This is a genomic window from Paraburkholderia sp. GAS32, from assembly GCF_050434225.1.
Lineage (GTDB): Bacteria > Pseudomonadota > Gammaproteobacteria > Burkholderiales > Burkholderiaceae > Paraburkholderia > Paraburkholderia madseniana.
In genome coordinates, this window is sequence record NZ_JBNPVS010000001.1 from 104,450 (window position 1) to 121,456 (window position 17,007).

The following is a 17,007-nucleotide window of genomic DNA, read 5'->3' on the forward strand; positions in this document are numbered from 1 at the left end:
CCGATCGATGAAAACCTTCCACTGCAATCGCTGCTCGCACCTTGTGTTCTATGAAAACGTTCGTTGCGAACGGTGCGAGGCATTGCTCGGATATGTGCCTGAACTGGCCGAAATCAGCGCCTTCGAAGACGCCGGCGAAGGCCGCTGGCGCAGTCTGCATCCGCGTGGCGAGGGTGCGCTGTTCCGGCAGTGCCACAACTACGCGGTCGAAAATGTCTGCAATTGGATGATCCCCGCCGACTCGCCCGACACGCTGTGCCGCGCCTGTCAGCTTACGCGCACGATCCCGAATCTGAGCGCGCCGGACAACCGGCTCTACTGGTACCGGCTGGAGATGGCGAAGCGGCGTCTGCTGTACACGCTGGCCGCGCTCGGCCTCGACGTGCTCTCGCGCAAGGACGATCCCGAATACGGGCTGGCATTCGAATTCCTCGAGGACGGCGACGACGGTGAGCGCGTCATGACCGGCCACGACAACGGCCTGATCACGCTGAACATTGCCGAAGCCGAAGACGCTTACCGCGAAAAGGTGCGCAGCGCGATGGGCGAGCCCTACCGCACGCTCCTCGGGCACTTCCGCCATGAGACGGGCCACTACTATTTCAGCCAACTGGTCGAGAACGACCCGCGCTGGCTCAAGCCCTACCGCAAGCTATTCGGCGACGAGCGCGCCGACTACGGCGAAGCGCTGACGGCTTACTACCGCGACGGTGCACCGAAGGACTGGCAGGCCTCGTATATCAGCGCCTACGCGACGATGCATCCCTGGGAAGACTGGGCCGAGACGTGGGCGCACTACATGCTGATCGTCGACGTGCTGGATACGTCGACGTCGTACGGCCTCGCCTTGTTGCCCGACGACCCGAGCGAGCCGACGCTGACCGACCGCACGCCCGTCGAAGACGCGAGCTTCGAAAATTTGATGAAACGCTGGTTTCCGCTCACGTATGCCTTGAACAGCCTGAACCGCAGTCTCGGCATGCCCGACGGGTATCCGTTCACGCTGGCCTCGCCGGTGGTGGATAAGCTGCGGTTCGTGCATCGGGTGATTGCGGCAGCCGGCGATAAAACGCAACCGCGCGAAGCGGCGAAGCCGGCGCGTAAAGCCGGAACGGGGCAGGCGCCTTTAAAGACGGCGCAGGCTGGCGCGTTGCAACCGGTGGCGGCACAACCGGTCGCGCAGCCGGTGCCACTGGCTGCGCCACAACCGGTCGCACAACCCGTCATGTCACAAGAACCCGTGCAGGCACCTGTCATGGAGACAGCCGCGTCGTCAGCGCCGCCGTTGCAATCCGGACCCGCTGCCGCCAAAGCAGCACCCGCCAAGCGGGCCGCACGCCGGCGTTAGTCCAATTGCAATAACCGCACATGGAACGCTTCGAGAACCCATAAAAAAGCCCGCTGCCGAATCAACCGGCAGCGGGATTTTTTTCATCGGAGCCAAACCTGGCGATCGCTCAATACGCGACGTAAGGCCCCGTACCGCCAGGCGTCGTCTGCTGCTCGACGGCGGCGTACACGTTACGCCCGTAGAAGAACGGCAGGCCCCAGTCGAAAATCGACGACGTCACAAAGGCCGGACCAGCCAGCAGCGGCAACGCTGAATCGCCGCTGTAGGTATGCGAGATCGTCGTGGCATTGCCGACGCTGAAGTTCACCGCGCTCGTCGTGCCGTTCACGCCCTGGATCATTGCACTCAACGATTGGGTCGACACCGGGCAGTAGTACGCGCTATTGGGGCTCGCGCATGTCGGCAACGCACTGGTCTGGAAGAACAGACCCGTCGAGCCGCTGTCCAGAATACTGCTCGAATACGTCGTGCCGTTCTGCACCGTCGTAAAGGTGCCGTTCGACGCACTCACGCCGATCACCTGCGCGCTGCCCAGCGCATTATTGGTCTGCGTGCCGATGCCGAACACCAGTTGCCCGCTGACCGACTGCGCGCCGCCCGACACCGTCGGCAGACTCAACATCGAACCGTTGTTGTCGGTCGCGAAGTACGGAATCGGGTTGGCGACCTGCAGCGCTTCAGCAAGCGGAATCGACGTGCAGGTCGTGCCGCTGCAGCCGTAATACGTGCCGGCCACCGCCTGTTGCACACAGTTCGCGCCACAGTCGTGCTTGAACACGCCGATGCCCAGGATGCCGTTAGCCTGCAACGTGCCCGGCGTGTTGCGCGACGCGCCGACGCTCGCGCAATCGGACGGCACCGAAGCGTAGTTCGGGTCGATCACCTGGATCGGCAGCGAGGCCGCTTTTTCACCGGCGATCTGCAGGTCCGCGAGCTTCACCGAACCCCATGTGTAGCCGTCGAAGAACTGCATGCATTCGGCAACCCGATGGCCCGAGGCGTCCTTCTGCTGCGGCAGCGCCATCGAGGCCGGCAATTGCGAAGCGAACACGCGCACGCCCCACGAACCGGTATCCACCAGGATGTGATCGATGGTTTGACACTGGCTGGTGCCGGGCGCGCAAATCGTGATGCTGACGAACGGCATGTTCGGCACGTTGCTCACGCCGGAGTCGACCGTCACGCGCACCGCGTTGGCGGCCACCACTTGCGGCGATGGCGAGGTATTGGTGACAGTGGGACCGGCCGAAAGGCTCGTCGTGCCGGAACTCGATGAGGAGCTGGAACCGCCGGAGCCACCGCCCCCGCCGCCGCAGGCACTGACGAGCAACGCGAGCAGCGCCGCGCACAACAAGGTAACGAACGAAGACGTATGACGCATGATCCGCTCCGTTATTGAATGACGCCGACATCGACGCCCGCAGGCACCGCTTGCGGCAGATAGGCGTAGCCGGCAAACGCGCGCAGGTGCCCGCCGGAGAACACAACCAGATCGCTGCCGGACACCGCGAGCGGCGTGCCACGCCGGGTTGCGGTGGCGGCGACGTATTGGTCGAACGACGCGCCCAGCATGGTTTTCAGATCGGGCAGCGTCGGGCCCTGCCACGCGACACCGAAGACGATGCCGTTGGGCGCGACGTACTCGCGCACCAGCGTGCCGGACGGCATCGTCACCAGGTGCACCGAATACGCGCTTTGCGTAGTGATCGTATGAGCCACTGCATGAAGGCTCGTCTGATCGCTGTCGACAGAACTGACGTTCTGGCCGAGCGTGGCGTGCGCGGCAAACGACAGCGCGCAGCCTGCCCCGAGCATTGCGCGAGCAATGCTTGTAGAAAGCATCGGTTTCAAGAGATTTCCTTCGAGGTGAAACGCTCGTGGCCGGCGGGTGAGCCGATCACGAACGGGAATCCAGGGGCGCACTCCTGACCGGCGGTGCCGGTTCTGCATTCACACCGGTTGGGTTGCGTGAATGCGTCTACGGAGTGGCAGCGCGAAACTTTAGCGATCGCGCAAGGGCACAGCAATCGTTTGCGGGACGATTTAAACCTTCTTCATGCTCGACGTCGTTTGAACCTGTTTGATATTTGAGGACAGGATCACCAAGGGGCGTCGCTTGAGCGCAGATTTTGCCGACACGCCCTGTTTAAAGCGAACACACGTATTAAATAACGGGGCCACAGCAGAAAAATATCAATGCGTGTCGCATGTTGCGAGTAATGTAAGCGTTCGCTGAAAAATTCGCGTTGATCGGCCTATTTCATCTGATTATTGCGGCACGTGCGGACTGCTCTTGTGTGAAGAGAAAACCGCGTACGAGCGCGCTCCGAGGCGGCAAAAAAAATGCCGCGGACAACCTGGTGGTCATTCGCGGCATCGGGTCTTCATTGCTAATTCATTGCGAGTTCTGCAAGCCGCGCCGGGTTCGAATCGAGCGATTCGAACCCGGCAGCGTCCGTTACTTTTTCTGCTGTTGCAAGAGCGATTTAAGCTCCTGCACATTTTCTTCTACGCGTTTTGCGATCACCGCATACGACTCAGCCTGCGTCTGATACGCGGCTTGCGCCAACTGCTGCATGTCGGCGAGCGACTTATGCAGGCTTTGCTGGATCAGTTCGGCGGCTTTCGCCGGAGGCGCGGCGCCGCCGGCCGACAATTGCCCGGTGAGCGACTGCAATTCGCCCAACGTGGTACGCAGCATCTCGGTCTGTTTCTGCGCAAGTGACTGCATGCCCTGGAATGCCGTCTGATTCGCCTGAACCAGTGCTTCCACGTCCTTGCGTCGCGCTTCCATGATGGCGGGTACGTCGAAGCCGGGAAGCTTGAACTGCTCCAGCATTTTGGTGAAATCGCCAAACGGATTGGCGGCGTCAGGTTGGCTCATGCGAAATCCTCCTTAACGATTGAATACTCGCCCGCAGTGCATCGCCGCGATGGGTTTCTTCGGCATAGGCACCAGTGGCGTCGCGTGCGCCGAGCCTCCCGCAAAAGGCGTGCTGCTTCTGGGGTCGGACGGCACAGTGCGTCAATCATGCGCCATCCGGTTGCATTGCGCCAGCGGGCACACCCTGGCGTCGAGCGTCTCTTTGCCGGAACGTTTTGCGCCTTCGGCCACGAAGCATGCAAGGTCCGGTAAGTTACAGGATAGCTTCAGTAACCCGACGAAACGGCATGTCGACTATCGTTTCCGATGTGCTGGCGCACCGTTGCGCCGGTGCTGTCTCAATGGGAGCGACATCATGAAAAAAGGATTGCTGTGCGCGGCACTGGCCGCCGTTCTGACCGTGGCCGCCACCGGCGCGCTGGCACAGGAAGCGGCAGCGCCGCCGCCCGCTTCGGCCCCCGCGCACGGCGAGCCGCATCACGGCGACGGGCCACCTTCGCCGCACGGGCCGATGGGTCCGGGTTTCGCGGTGGTCAACGACCTCGAACAGTTGCGCCGCCTGTACGCAATGAGCGGGCGTGAGGGCGAGATCGTCGCCGTGTATCACGAGGTGTTGAACAAGACGCAAGATCCGATGCTGCGCCACTACGTGTACGACTCGCTGGCCCGCGAGCAGTTGAAGCCGGCCAATACCGACCAGGCCATCGCTACGCTGCGCACCAGTCTGTCGGAAGATCTCGTGGCGACGAACAGGCCGCCGCGTGGCATGCCAGCAGAGGTGCAACCGCCTGCTCCGCAATAAAGCGCGGACCAGATCGTCCCGCAGTCGAAAGGCCGGTAATTCCAACCCGAAGCGAGGGACACGGCAATTCGTCCCGATACAAAATCGGCTGGAAGCGCTCCCGTCGAAAAGCAACGCAGCCGTTCGGCGCGCTGCGTTAGCTTGCGCACATAGCCGCCTCACTGCCCACTTTTCATCTTCCCTCAGGTGATTAGGATGAGAGCACCGTAACGCTAGTGCCTGGTGAACAATGCGCTATCCGCTCAATATGGCAGTCGCCGCCGCCCTGCTCGTCTTCGTTCTTTGCTGCATCGTCAAACTTGCCTTGAGTTGACACCCCACTGTCGCTTTCACCCCATGCCAAACCCGCTCCGCGGCTGCATGTTTCGCCGTGACATTGCGCGAAATAATTGTTGAATGGAGTTCGGGAAGTGACTCGCCCATACTTCGTTTCGCTGCCGGTGCGTACGAAAAAAGACGCATGAGATCAAGGGTGCTTTGCGTGAAAACGCGCGTGCGAATGCGACCCCGATGATCAACGATCCCACGGTTGCCCGATCATCGGAAGATGCGTTCGAAGCTAACGGCACCGCGTGCCGACGACAGGATGAACATGTTGACTTCAGTGAGTTTCCTCAAAAAGAATGCCGCCCGTTTTGCATGCGTCGCAATGGTCTGCGGCAGTGCGCTCCTGACCGGTTGCGCCGGCGGCAGCATCAACAACGCGACCCAGACCAGCGCACAGCCGCAAGTGCGCCCGGACAATATTTATGTCTACACCTTCGACAGCAATCCGGATCAGGTGAAACTAGACAACGGCGGCATGCTGAAGAAATTGAAGTCGCAACTCGACGGCTCGTCCGCTGCGGAAAAGCAATCGGCCGATGCGATCGCCGTGCGTGAGCAGGTCGCCAACGAAATCGTGCATCAATTGCAATCGATGGGGCTGCGCGCAATTCGCTCGGACGTCCCCGCCCCCGCCGATCAGAACGTCCTGCTCGTGCAAGGCAGCTTCGACAAGATCGACGCGGGTAATCGCCGGCGCCGCGTACTGATTGGACTCGGCGCCGGCAAGAGCGAGGTGAGCAGCTCCGTGCAGATTCTCTACAAACCGGCGGGCGGCACCGCGCGGCTGGTGCAAAGTTTCAATGCCACCGGCGACAGCGGCAAAGCACCCGGCATGGTCGAAACAGCCGGCGTGGGCGCCGCAGCCGGAAGCATCGCGACCTCGGCAGCCGTGGGCGGCGGTTTGCACGCCATGTCCGAAACCAAGAAGGCCGGTGTTTCGGCGGATGCCAAGCGCCTCGCCGACGCGGTGGCCAAACAGGTGGCGCAGATCGGTGTAAGCGGCGGCTGGCTCTCGACGGAGCACGTCAAGGGATAAGTAATCCGCAGCGCTACGAAAACCACACCGCGAAGCGCGTGCCCGATACCAGACTGCTCACGGTCAAGCGCCATTCGTGAGCCGTGGCGATCTCCTTGCAGATCGCGAGGCCGAGCCCGGCGCCCTCATGCCGGGCATCCGGCGCGCGCCAGAACCGCTTGAAGAGAAACGGCAGATACTCCTGCCTGATGCCCGGTCCTTCGTCCTGAACCTGCACCGAGACGGCATCGACGATCAGCACGACCGTGCCATGCGCCGGCGAGGCGTTGATCGCGTTTTCAACGATGTTCTTGAGCAGAATGAACAACGCGCTTCGGTCGGCCCAGATCGACGACGGCGCGACCGTGGTTTCGAGCCGGAGCGTCACCTCCCTGCGGTCGGCTTTGCGCGCAAGATAAGCCACCACGTCCTGCACCACGTCGACGATATTCACCTCGCCGAAGCTGAAGTTCTGCGACTCGCTGACTTCGGCGAGATGCAACAGTTGTCGAACCTGACGCGCCATCAGATCGATTTCGCGAAACAGCAGGTCCTTGTCGTCGATCCCGGGCTGCAGTTCGATCTGGCCGCGGATCAAGGTGAGCGGTGTCTGCAACTCGTGCGCGGCGGATGCGAGAAACTGCTGCTGCACGGCGAAGCCTTTTTCGAGTCTATCGAGTGTTTCGTTGAAGGCATGGATCAACGGTTTGATTTCACTCGGAATGCCCGTGGTGGAAAGCCGCGTGGTGAGGTTGCGCGGCGTGATGCGCGCAGCCGCGCGCGATGCCTCTCTAAGCGGCTTGAGCACCCGATGCACGGTAAAGGGCAAAGACAGGCCAAAAATGATCGTGGCAACGAGAACGATCGTCTTGATGATCGCCGGGATCGGCTTGATCTTGGCGTCGATAATCGCGTTGACGAAGCGCTCCGACGTCGCGGTCTGGGTATAGAAAACCGCCGAACCATGCGGAACCCGTAGCGTCAGGATTTCGAACGGCTTCGCCCCAATCTCCACGCGCTGAACATTGCCGACGGCCCCAGATAGATCGCCGGCAATCCATGCTTCACGCCCCTCGGCGCCGTTCGAAGCCAGCAACACGTTGCCGCGTTCGTCGAGTACCCGGTACTTCAGTTCCGTCGGCGCCACCTCGAAAAGCCAGGCCTTCTCCGAAGGAAGCGCCACGGAAACCAGACGGCCGGTACCGTCGAACCGGAGTCCACTCGCAATCGCCGTGGCGCTTTCCATTTCCTCGTGCAACCCGAGCATCTGCTGAGGGAAGTGACTGAACGCATAGGTAGCGGCCGTCGCCAGCACGGTCAGGCTGATCGCGAGTGCAACAATGCTGGTCACCCAAAGCCGCGCGGATAAACTGCGAATCCAGTGATTGAACATGGTGAGCAATGGGCCGTTGATTTAGTGCTGTCCGGCGGACCCGGCGGCAACCTGGAGCGCGAAGCCCGCGCCGCGAATATTGGCGAGCCGCGTTGTCGCGCCGAGCGCGCTTAGCTTCTTGCGCAGACGATGCAGCGTGACTTCGAGCGCATTGGGCGTGACGGCTTCGCCGAGTCCCCACGCGGCATGTTCGAGCGCCGCGTGCCGGACGGTGGCGCCCGCCGCCTTCACGAGGCACAGCACGATCTGCAACTCGGCAGGCGCCAGCAGAACAGACTGCGCGCCGCAGCGCATGGCGCGTTGCTGCGGATCGACCGTGAGGTCGCCGAACGAAATCACCAGATCCGTCAGCGCCACCGGCCGGCGCATCAGCGTACGCACCCGCGCGACCAGTTCACTCATCGCGAAGGGCTTGGTCACGTAGTCGTCCGCGCCGTTTTCCAGTCCGTCGACGCGGTCATGCAGCGCGTCGCGCGCCGTCAGCATGAGCGACGGCGTCATCTGCCCTGCCGCGCGCAATGTCCGCAGAAAAGTCAGGCCGTCGCCATCCGGCAAACCGCGATCGATGATGAGCACCGCGTAGTCGGCCCGGCTCACGCCATACTGCGCCTCCGAAATGGTGCCGAACACATCGGTCTCGATGCCCGCAGCGGAAAGTGCCTGACGGATCATGCCGGCGAGGCGCTCGTGGTCTTCGATCAGTGCGACACGCGACATGCGCTGGTGCTCAGTTGAATTCGTAAAGGTAGCCGACCCTGGCTTGCGGAATATAGCGCTTGCCCACCAGCGGACTGTCGGTAATGCCGCTACCAAGGTGCTCGACGCCGACGTCGAGGATCAGGATCTGATGGCGCGTGAACTTGTAGTCGATACGCGTTCCGACCGAGATGTCGTAGGTCGCCTTGCCGGTATATTCCGGGCGCCCGGCGCGCACTTCGGATGAGCGCACACCGTAATAGTAATCGACATATTTGTGGCTCAACCAATCCACGCCGGCGTGCGGTTCGAAGTCGAATTTCCCGTACTCGAAGGACTTGCTGAAATCGATCGTGGCTTTCTGGCCCTTGTTGCCGCCTTCCAGAAAATCGCCCGAGAGCGTGCCGTATGCGGTGTGCCATGCAAGCGCCGGGCCGTACCAGAACGCACCGTTGCGGTTCTGCATACCGTTCAGAATCGGCGCATCTGACGCCTTGTAGCCGTCGCCGAGGGCGTACTGTCCACGCAAGGCGAGGCTCACGTTGCTCCACTTGCCGATCTTCAGATCGACAGCCGTACCGAAGACATGCACCCATTTGTTGTCGAACGAGATCAGCGGAATCGGCGTGAATTTCGTGCCATAGCCTTTGTAGGGCGCCTGCTCGATGCCCGCGCCCACGCCCAGGCCCCAATGTGTCACGTTCGTGGAATTGTTCAGCACGGTGAAGCCTGTGTCGTCCGCTGTGGGCGGTTCAGGGCTCAGGCCGTCGGCCAAAGCCGCGCCCGAATACGCGCAGAACGATGCGAACGATGCGATAGCCAGTAACAACCTGCGCTCACGGCGAAGAGTTTTTTTCACGTCGAGTCCTGAGTGGATGGATGAGGCAGCATCGACTCTAGAACCACTGGACTTACTCGTTACTTACTCGAAACGGCGGGAACAGGCGTATTGGGGCACAGCGCACGGGATAGGGAACGATCGCGGCAGCAGATGCCTCGGCAAGGCCCGCCGGCCGTAAGTATCAGGTAAGTCACGCGAGTTCAGCATCGAGACCGCTATCCGATCGCGGGATCTCACTCGATGAAACTCACCAATACAACCGCACTGCGCGCAAACGCCGTGCTCTTCTGCCTCTCGACGTGCGTCGCCATCATTCCGAGCCTGATCCTTTCAGTGCTGTTCGGCCTGTTCGACGACAACGCGCCCTTGCTGCCCTACCACGTGGCCACGATCGGACTGGCTCTGGTCGTCATGCTTTCGTTGAGATGGGCCGCACGCCGCGCGTTCGACGCAGCTTTAGCGGCCCACCAGGTCAGATTGCTCGACGAGCCCGCCGGCCAGGCATCGATCGACGCATATTGCGCGCGTGCGTGGCTCGTCCAGTTGCATGTGGAACTGCAGGGACGTCACTGCATCGATTGATTGCATCAGCGTGACACTGCACGGCACACGCTTGTGCGCGATGCAGCGACACGCCTTCGCTCGTTAGAACCGCAACAGCACCTTGCCCTTGCGCGCGCTCTTCCCGCTCACCGCTGCCGCTTGCGCCACGTCCTCGACATCGAAGACGGCTTCGACCGGCAGCTTCAACTCGCCCGACGCAGCGAGCCTCAGCAATTCGCCGATCATTCGCGCTTTATCCGCGCCCGAAGTGACCTCGAAAATCTTGCTCGCCCAGAAACCCTTGACGGTCGCCTGCTTGAAGATCGCATCGCCGGAGCTGAGGCGCATCGGCTCATTGGACATCGCGCCGAACGACACCAGGGTGCCGTTTTCGCCAAGCAGACCGAAGATGTCACCGCTAGCGTCGCCTCCCACGGAATCGACACCTGCCATGACCGGTGCATCGCCGACGATCTCACGAACCCGCTTCTTCCAGCCCTCGCTTTCGGTCGACACTGCATTGCCGATGCCGACCTCGGCCAATTCCGCAATGCCCGCCTCGCGCCGGACCAGATTGACCCCATTGATGCCGCGCGCGTTGGCGAGCATCGCCAGAGTCTTACCGACCGCACCGTTCGCCGTGTTCTGGATGAACCACTGACCGGGTTCGAGGTGCAGATATTCGAGCAACATGACCGCGCTCAACGGCATGGCGATCAATTGGCAACCTGTTTCGTCGCTGATCGCGTCAGGCAGCGGGACCACCGCTGCCGCCGGCGCCAGAACGTAATCGGCCCAGCCCTCGTAGATGCCGGCCACCACTACGCGTTGACCGGGCTTCAAGTGTTCGACACCTTCGCCGATCGCGTCGATCACGCCGGCGACTTCAGTGCCACCCACGGCCGGCAGTTTCGGCTTGTAGCCGTATTGACCGCGAATCGTCCAGATGTCGTGATTGTGAATCGGCGACAAGGTCGATTTGATGCGCACCTGACCCGCACCGGGATTCGGCGTGGGACGTTCCGCGACCTGCAGCACCTCGGCGGGATTGCCGAAAGAGGAATAGATAACGCTACGCACAGTCTGTCTCCTGAAATGTGCAACGATGAGGACTCCGTTCTGCGCGGAGTGAGGGGTTCTGCGAGTGCTTCTCTGGGTGCTTCTGCAAATGGTTTTCTGAGTGCTTCTGTTCGACGAGTCTCATCAGTACCAAGACCTCAGCCGCAGCCATGTCATGCCGCGCGCAGGACGCTCTGTGTGACCGCCATGGCTTGCGCCATCGCGCTTCCATCCTGTCGCAGCTTGGTGATGAGCGCCGCGCCGAGCCACATGTGGTACAGGAGTTCGGCCGCCTCCCTGGACCTGATCTCCGGCGAAAGCGAGCCGTCTGCCTGGCCTTCTTCGATCACAGAAGCAAGACGCACCATCAAGCGGTCGACGCCGTCGCGCAACACCACGCGCATCTCATCGGACAGGTCGCCGACTTCCGCGCTCAGCTTCACCACCAGACACTTTTCGTCGCCGTCCTGATCGAGCTGCTCCTGCTGCCAGGCAGCCCAATAGCTCAGCAGCTTGTCCCGGCCGTTGACACCGGGCCGACCGAACAGTTCGTCGAGACGGACCGCGTAGTCGGCGACGTACTGCTGCAGCAACTCGCTGCCGAACGATTCCTTCGAGCCGAAGTAGTGATAGAACGAGCCCTTCGGGATCTCGGCGGTCGTCAGAATCTCGTTCAGCCCGACCGCGACAAAGCCCTTGCGTGCGATCAGCGCGCGCCCGGCGTCGAGGATGTGCCGGCGAATGTGGGGATGGCTAGCTCTCATAGGAAGCGGATTATGGCCTCAATTAGACCAGTCGTCTAGAGCGCATTCTGGCGACTCGATCGTGGCCGCTTTGCGGGACGGACACACTGCTGTCATGCCCACGCCATAACAACGCGTCACCCTGAGCATGAGCTGTTCCGTCCTCACCCAGGAGACATGCCATGTTGACCGCCCGCGTTGGAATCGTGTCGCAATCCGCCGCCGTACCTTACACCGATGTCGTCCGTGTCGCGCAGGCACTCAACCTGCAGCTCAGCCGCGATCTCGCCCCGATCTGGAACGTGTCGGGCACCGTCGTCGCGCTCGAGTCCATCGACCATCTCGACCCAGGCGTCTGGCCGGTTTACGTGGTGGACGAGGTTCAAGCGGGGGCCGCCGGCTTTCACCTGACCGAGCACAACCAGCCGTTCGCGGTTGTCCTGGCCGGCAATACGTGGTCGCTGTCGGCGAGTCACGAGATACTCGAAATGCTGGTCGATCCGGGCGGCAACCGCCTCACCGCGGCCAATGCGGTGACGATCGTCGACAACGAAGTGCAGGACGGTGACGGCAAAGTCGAATATCTGGTCGAGATATGCGATCCGCCCGAAGACGCAACCTGCGCCTATCTGATCGACGACGTGCTGGTCTCGGACTTCTACACGCCTAACTATTTCGACCCTGCCGGCACGTCGGGCGCACGCTACAGTTTCAGTGGCAAGATCACGCGGCCCCGTCAGGTGCTGCCTAATGGCTACCTCACCTGGTTCAACCCGCAGAACAACAAGTTGCAGCAGGTCAGGCATTTCGGCGCACCCGAAATTATCGATCTCGCATCCGGGCAACCCGGTGGCGGATCGCTGACGGGCGGACGGTCGCTGCGCAGCTTCGTCGACGGCCTAACGCAGTTGCCTCAGCCGCTCTCGCAATTGAAAGCCAGCGCGCCGGCGGTGGAACGGCGAGACGCGCGCCGCATGATATTCGCCAGTGCGTTGCCAACCGGCGCGGCCCTTTTCTCGGCGGCGCTCGCCCGCCTCAAGACGGACTCTGCCGACACCACCGGTTCAGCACGGGAAACCCCGGCGATCGATATCCGGACCATGCTCGACACGCACGCCGAGTCGTTCCGGCAAGAGGGCGTGCTCTCCGTGCGTAGCGGCTTGCAATGGCCGGCGCCTGGACGCGCTGTCATGCGTGCCATTGTCGTCACCGTGGTGGCGGACAGGCTCACAGCACTGCAAGCGGCGCTGCCGAAGCAGATCGACGGCGTACCCGTCGATGTACGCGCTGCCGACGCCATGGAATCGATGCAGGCGCTAGACCCCTCGCGATATTGCGCACTGGCTGAAGCTCGCCATGAACTGCGGCAGCCCGATTTCGCGGACCAGGTGTTTTTCGATAGACAAGGCAACGTACTCGCGAGTCCGCCTGCGCCGCTCCAGATGTTCCTCGCTGCCCGTGCGCGCAAAGAGGAGATTCCGTACACACCGGCGCCCGGCGCGAGTCTCGATGCGGTGACGGAACAGGTCTCTCTGGTACTGCACGTGAGTCCCGATGCCGGATGGGCGGAGCTATCGAATTTCATCGCCGGCGTTCGCGAAGAACTGGTGGTGGGAATGTACGACTTCACCTCCGAGCACATTCTCACCGCAGTCGAGTCCGCGTTTTCCGGAGGCCAGAAGCTGACGCTTACGCTCGACCATCCCGCGAAGAATCCCACGGCCGACCAGACCGACGAGCAAACCCAAGCCGATCTCTCGACCGCGCTCGGCGAGCGCTTCGCCGGCACCTGGGCGCTCACCAATGCCGACCCGAAAGCCCCTGTCTGGATCTATCCGAACGCGTATCACATCAAGGTCGCCGTGCGCGAAGACGATACCTTCTGGCTCTCTTCGGGCAACTGGAACAACAGCAACCAGCCGGAGATCGATCTCTCGGACGTGGCTGCCGCGCGCAAGCTTGCCGAGAAGAGCGATCGGGACTGGCATGTGATTGTCACGAGCAAGGCGTTGGCGAGCACGTTTCGCTCGTTCCTGCAGAACGACTATGCGGTCTCTCGCGACGCGATAACTCAAGCCAAGGCAATGGGGATGGATATTCCGGGAGCCGGGACCGCCGCTCTCGACGTTCCGATCGAAGCGTTTGCAGCCGGCAAAGCCCCGCGCCAGTTCTTCGCGCCCAGGACTTTGAGCGATACCGTACAAATCCAGCCGCTACTGACGCCCGATAACTATCAGCCGCATGTCCAGGCGCTCATCGAGTCCACCCAGCAGCGCTTCTACATGCAGACCCAATATATCCATCCGAGCGGACGCCCGGACGATGCACAACACGACGCGTTGATTGCGGCGGTGAAGGCGCTCATCGACCGCAAACTCGACGTGCGCCTGATCACCAGTCAGTTTCAGAACGACGCATGGGTCGAAAAGCTGGTCGCGGCGGGCGTGCCGTCGTCGGTACTGCGCCGGCAGGCGAACGTTCACAACAAAGGAATCGTGGTCGACGGAAACGTCGTCATGGTCAGCAGTCAGAACTGGTCGGCGGACGGCACGCTGCGCAATCGCGATGCGGGGCTGATTATTCATAGCGCCGATGCCGCCGCTTACTTCGAGCAGATTTTCCTGCACGACTGGAATTATCTGGCTTCGCCGGTGGGGAGCTGAGGAGGCTGGCGAAGCTCGCCTGTCAGGTTCTGGAAACCTGCTCTGCAAAAACGGAAGCGGCACAACGTGCCAGGCGGATCGGGTGGGAAGCGGCTGGCGGTTCGACGTAATTTGTCCGTCACCTGCCAGCAATATGGCGATGTCATGATGATGCTTCGTACCCGCCCCGACGGCTCGAGAACTTGCAGCCGGATGCGCTGCAGTCCGACACCGCCCGGGCGGGCACGCCTTCCTCTAAACCCTGCATCGGCCGGGTTTAGCCCTTCGCGGGACGCCCCGTCTTCACCGTCTCGAGCGACGACACCGCGGCCAGCAGGCGCTGCGGCGCAGCCGATTCCAGCATCATCAGGCCTGCTCGCAACAGCTCGCTCTTCTTCACCGGCACGCCGGCGTCGAGACACTTTTGCTTGAGAGACGCGATCATGTCGTAGTCCGATTTCGGCATCGTGAAGCTGTCGCGCACGACTTTCTCTTTCTTCGGCTGCTTGGCTTTCCTGGCTTCCGGAGCGCTGGCAGGCGCGGCTTCCGCAGTTGCGGAACGCTTCGGCTTGGCTGCTTTCTTGGTGGTTTGCGCCGCTTCGGTAGTGGCCGCGGGCTTGGCTTTGGCTGCTTTCTCGACGACAGGCTTTGCTTCCGCCGCTGCCGAGGGCTTCGCTTTAGCTGCCTTTTTGACGACAGGGGCCGCTTCCGCTGTTGCCGAGCGCTTCGCTTTGGCTGGTTTCTTGACGGCGGCCTTCGCTTCCGCAGTCGCCGCGCGCTTCACTTTTTTAGCGGCTTTCTTGACGACCGGCGTTGCTTCCGCGGCGGCCGCGCGCTTCGCTTTGGACGCCTTTTCGACGGCAGGTGCCGCTTCCGCCGGCTGGTCCGCCGCGACTACCGGCTCGGCGCCATCTACTGCGTGCTTGGACGAACTCTTGGGGAAGTGGAACGCCTTCTTGGTGTGCTCTTTCGTAACGGGTGTTGTCATGTGGTCTCTCCGTGTTGATAACCGTATAAACAGTATATACCGTTTATTTTGCTATCGGACACGGAGCGGCATAGGCTGCCGTTTCAGTAATCGACTTACATAACAAGGGAAATAAAACTGTTCCGTGCCGGAACACGGACAACGCCTTGCATCAACGTAAAGTCGAACGCTCCGGTAACCGCGGCACGATGCTGTTACGCAATTGCGCCGCGGCCAGGGTTTTACGGCTTACTTCAGACGCGCCTGCAACTCGTTGGCAAGCTGCCTGGTTGCGGCTTTGGTCGGCGCGTCGCCGGCGAGTGCATTAAGCAAGCCAAAGTCGTGGATCGTGCCGTTGTAGCGAACCGTCGTGACTTCATCGCCCGCGGCGTCGAGCTTGCGACCATAGGCCTCGCCTTCATCGCGCAGTACGTCGGACTGCGCTACCTGGATCAGCGCCGGCGGCAAGCCCTTCAACTGATCACCTGAAGCACGCAGCGGCGAAGCGTAAATCTCATTGCGCTGCTTCGGATCCTTTGTGTACGCGTCCCAGAACCACTTCATCATCGGCCGGGTCAGGAAGTGGCCTTCCGGATAGGCGTTGTACGAACCGTCGCTGAAATTGTTGTCCGTCACCGGCCACATCAGGCCTTGAAAGCGGATTGCAGGGCCCTGCTTGTTCTTCGCCATCAGGGACACAACCGCGGCCATGTTGCCGCCGACGCTGTTGCCCACTACTGCGAGGCGGCTGCCGTCCACACCGATTTCATTGCCATGCTCCGCGACCCATCTGGTGGCCGCGTATGCCTGATTGATCGCCACCGGGTAACGCGCTTCGGGCGACGGCGTGTAATTGACAAACACCGCCACTGCTCCGGATTGCACGACGAGGTCGCGCACCAGCCTCTCGTGCGTCTGGAAGTCCCCAAGGATCCAACCGCCGCCGTGGAAGAACATGAAGACCGGCAGCGTGCCCGTGGCGCCTTGCGGCCGTACGATCGTGATCGGCACGCTGATGCCGTCCTGCTCGATGGTCTTGTTCGACACATCGATGCCGGACAGATCGACCTTCACGCTGTTCTGCGCGCCGACCAGCACCTGACGCGCCTGCGCCGGTGTCAACGTGTTGATTGCCGGTCCTGTGCCGCTGTTCAACGCATGCAGGAACTGGCTGGTCACCAGATCGGGCGAGGCGGGTGTTGCCGGGCTTGCGGCGATGGCGAGGGTGGCGCTGGTTGCAAGTACAGCGGCCAGCAGCAAAGGCTTGAAGGTCTTCATGATTTTTTCCAGGTTCGTGATGGTGAGAGACTGAGGCTTAGACGACCGTCAGGGTGACGTCGATGTTGCCGCGGGTGGCGTTGGAGTACGGGCAGACGATGTGCGCCTTGTCGACCAGTACCTGCGCCGCTTCGCGTGCCATGCCGGGCAGGGAGATCTTCAATTCCACTTCGATGCCGAAGCCGTTCGGGATCAGGCCGATGCCGACGCTTCCGTCAATCGAGACGTCCGCGGGGATGGCGATCTTGTCGCGGGCGGCGACGAATTTCATCGCGCCGAGGAAGCAGGCGCTATAGCCGGCCGCGAAGAGCTGTTCCGGATTGGCGCCCTCGCCGCCCGCACCGCCCAGTTCTTTCGGCGTGGTCAGCTTGAAATCGAGGTTGCCTGCTGGCACCACGGCGCGGCCATCGCGGCCACCGGTGGCATGAGCTTGAGCGCGGTAGAGGACTTTATCGAGTGACATGGT

The 17,007-nt window shown here is 61.9% G+C and carries 15 protein-coding genes and 1 pseudogene; 5 read left to right on the forward strand and 11 right to left on the reverse strand.

Annotated features, from left to right (window positions below):
- Positions 1 to 7: 7 nt before the first annotated feature.
- Positions 8 to 1,072 (forward strand): annotated as a pseudogene (locus tag P3T25_RS00475) (zinc-binding metallopeptidase family protein); the annotation flags it as partial.
- A 385-nt stretch (positions 1,073 to 1,457) separates the two neighbouring features.
- On the opposite strand, the gene P3T25_RS00480 reads toward P3T25_RS00475, so the two are convergent.
- The 3 genes from P3T25_RS00480 to phaP all read right to left on the reverse strand — a co-directional run bounded on the left by P3T25_RS00480 (position 1,458) and on the right by phaP (position 4,235).
- Complete coding sequence (locus P3T25_RS00480; protein ID WP_429357233.1) at positions 1,458 to 2,732, reverse strand: DUF3443 domain-containing protein; 1,275 nt, start codon at positions 2,730 to 2,732, stop codon at positions 1,458 to 1,460.
- Between the two features lie 11 nt (positions 2,733 to 2,743).
- The gene (locus P3T25_RS00485) at positions 2,744 to 3,193 is read right to left on the reverse strand and encodes a DUF2844 domain-containing protein (protein WP_429357346.1); all 450 of its coding nucleotides are present in this window, start codon (positions 3,191 to 3,193) and stop codon (positions 2,744 to 2,746) included.
- A gap of 616 nt (positions 3,194 to 3,809) precedes the next feature.
- Positions 3,810 to 4,235 (reverse strand): phasin family protein, encoded by a 426-nt coding sequence (gene phaP / locus P3T25_RS00490; protein WP_266239848.1) that lies wholly within the window; start codon positions 4,233 to 4,235, stop codon positions 3,810 to 3,812.
- Between the two features lie 355 nt (positions 4,236 to 4,590).
- Here phaP and P3T25_RS00495 point away from each other — a divergent pair, with 355 nt between their 5' ends.
- Positions 4,591 to 5,037 (forward strand): hypothetical protein, encoded by a 447-nt coding sequence (locus P3T25_RS00495; protein WP_429357234.1) that lies wholly within the window; start codon positions 4,591 to 4,593, stop codon positions 5,035 to 5,037.
- Positions 5,038 to 5,629: 592 nt separating this feature from the next.
- On the forward strand, positions 5,630 to 6,400 hold the full coding sequence (locus P3T25_RS00500; protein WP_429357235.1) for a DUF4410 domain-containing protein: 771 nt from the start codon (positions 5,630 to 5,632) through the stop codon (positions 6,398 to 6,400).
- 13 nt (positions 6,401 to 6,413) lie between these two features.
- On the opposite strand, the gene P3T25_RS00505 is transcribed toward P3T25_RS00500, so the two are convergent.
- From P3T25_RS00505 to P3T25_RS00515, 3 genes are all read right to left on the reverse strand, one after another.
- Positions 6,414 to 7,730: a sensor histidine kinase gene (locus tag P3T25_RS00505; protein ID WP_408517812.1), complete on the reverse strand. Its 1,317-nt coding sequence runs from the start codon at positions 7,728 to 7,730 to the stop codon at positions 6,414 to 6,416.
- 63 nt (positions 7,731 to 7,793) lie between these two features.
- Complete coding sequence (locus P3T25_RS00510) at positions 7,794 to 8,489, reverse strand: response regulator transcription factor (RefSeq protein WP_429357236.1); 696 nt, start codon at positions 8,487 to 8,489, stop codon at positions 7,794 to 7,796.
- A 10-nt stretch (positions 8,490 to 8,499) separates the two neighbouring features.
- On the reverse strand, positions 8,500 to 9,327 hold the full coding sequence (locus tag P3T25_RS00515) for a MipA/OmpV family protein (RefSeq protein WP_266256913.1): 828 nt from the start codon (positions 9,325 to 9,327) through the stop codon (positions 8,500 to 8,502).
- Positions 9,328 to 9,549: 222 nt separating this feature from the next.
- On the opposite strand from P3T25_RS00515, the gene P3T25_RS00520 reads away from it, so the two are divergent.
- Positions 9,550 to 9,891: a hypothetical protein gene (locus tag P3T25_RS00520; protein ID WP_429357237.1), complete on the forward strand. Its 342-nt coding sequence runs from the start codon at positions 9,550 to 9,552 to the stop codon at positions 9,889 to 9,891.
- Between the two features lie 63 nt (positions 9,892 to 9,954).
- On the opposite strand, the gene P3T25_RS00525 is transcribed toward P3T25_RS00520, so the two are convergent.
- Both P3T25_RS00525 and P3T25_RS00530 read right to left on the reverse strand, forming a co-directional pair.
- Positions 9,955 to 10,932, reverse strand: a complete 978-nt coding sequence (locus P3T25_RS00525) for a zinc-binding dehydrogenase (RefSeq protein ID WP_429357238.1) — start codon at positions 10,930 to 10,932, stop codon at positions 9,955 to 9,957.
- A gap of 152 nt (positions 10,933 to 11,084) precedes the next feature.
- Positions 11,085 to 11,675: a TetR/AcrR family transcriptional regulator gene (locus P3T25_RS00530; RefSeq protein WP_266239832.1), complete on the reverse strand. Its 591-nt coding sequence runs from the start codon at positions 11,673 to 11,675 to the stop codon at positions 11,085 to 11,087.
- A gap of 161 nt (positions 11,676 to 11,836) precedes the next feature.
- On the opposite strand from P3T25_RS00530, the gene P3T25_RS00535 reads away from it, so the two are divergent.
- Positions 11,837 to 14,317 (forward strand): phospholipase D-like domain-containing protein, encoded by a 2,481-nt coding sequence (locus P3T25_RS00535; protein WP_429357239.1) that lies wholly within the window; start codon positions 11,837 to 11,839, stop codon positions 14,315 to 14,317.
- Positions 14,318 to 14,573: 256 nt separating this feature from the next.
- On the opposite strand, the gene P3T25_RS00540 is transcribed toward P3T25_RS00535, so the two are convergent.
- The 3 genes from P3T25_RS00540 to P3T25_RS00550 all read right to left on the reverse strand — a co-directional run bounded on the left by P3T25_RS00540 (position 14,574) and on the right by P3T25_RS00550 (position 17,004).
- A complete protein-coding gene (locus P3T25_RS00540) occupies positions 14,574 to 15,284 on the reverse strand; it encodes a hypothetical protein (protein ID WP_154562829.1) in 711 nt (236 codons plus the stop codon).
- Between the two features lie 228 nt (positions 15,285 to 15,512).
- Entirely contained in the window at positions 15,513 to 16,541 is a 1,029-nt protein-coding gene (locus P3T25_RS00545) for an alpha/beta hydrolase (protein ID WP_154567432.1), read from the reverse strand.
- Positions 16,542 to 16,578: 37 nt separating this feature from the next.
- On the reverse strand, positions 16,579 to 17,004 hold the full coding sequence (locus P3T25_RS00550; RefSeq protein WP_429357240.1) for an organic hydroperoxide resistance protein: 426 nt from the start codon (positions 17,002 to 17,004) through the stop codon (positions 16,579 to 16,581).
- Positions 17,005 to 17,007 lie beyond the last annotated feature (3 nt).

Coding starts and splice junctions, on each gene's coding strand:
- P3T25_RS00480 (WP_429357233.1), bottom strand. CDS start 2,732: ATGCGTCATACGTCTTCGTTCGTTACCTTGTTGTGCGCGGCGCTGCTC.
- P3T25_RS00485 (WP_429357346.1), bottom strand. CDS start 3,193: ATGCTTTCTACAAGCATTGCTCGCGCAATGCTCGGGGCAGGCTGCGCG.
- phaP (WP_266239848.1), bottom strand. CDS start 4,235: ATGAGCCAACCTGACGCCGCCAATCCGTTTGGCGATTTCACCAAAATG.
- P3T25_RS00495 (WP_429357234.1), top strand. CDS start 4,591: ATGAAAAAAGGATTGCTGTGCGCGGCACTGGCCGCCGTTCTGACCGTG.
- P3T25_RS00500 (WP_429357235.1), top strand. CDS start 5,630: ATGTTGACTTCAGTGAGTTTCCTCAAAAAGAATGCCGCCCGTTTTGCA.
- P3T25_RS00510 (WP_429357236.1), bottom strand. CDS start 8,489: ATGTCGCGTGTCGCACTGATCGAAGACCACGAGCGCCTCGCCGGCATG.
- P3T25_RS00520 (WP_429357237.1), top strand. CDS start 9,550: ATGAAACTCACCAATACAACCGCACTGCGCGCAAACGCCGTGCTCTTC.
- P3T25_RS00530 (WP_266239832.1), bottom strand. CDS start 11,675: ATGAGAGCTAGCCATCCCCACATTCGCCGGCACATCCTCGACGCCGGG.
- P3T25_RS00535 (WP_429357239.1), top strand. CDS start 11,837: ATGTTGACCGCCCGCGTTGGAATCGTGTCGCAATCCGCCGCCGTACCT.
- P3T25_RS00540 (WP_154562829.1), bottom strand. CDS start 15,284: ATGACAACACCCGTTACGAAAGAGCACACCAAGAAGGCGTTCCACTTC.
- P3T25_RS00545 (WP_154567432.1), bottom strand. CDS start 16,541: ATGAAGACCTTCAAGCCTTTGCTGCTGGCCGCTGTACTTGCAACCAGC.
- P3T25_RS00550 (WP_429357240.1), bottom strand. CDS start 17,004: ATGTCACTCGATAAAGTCCTCTACCGCGCTCAAGCTCATGCCACCGGT.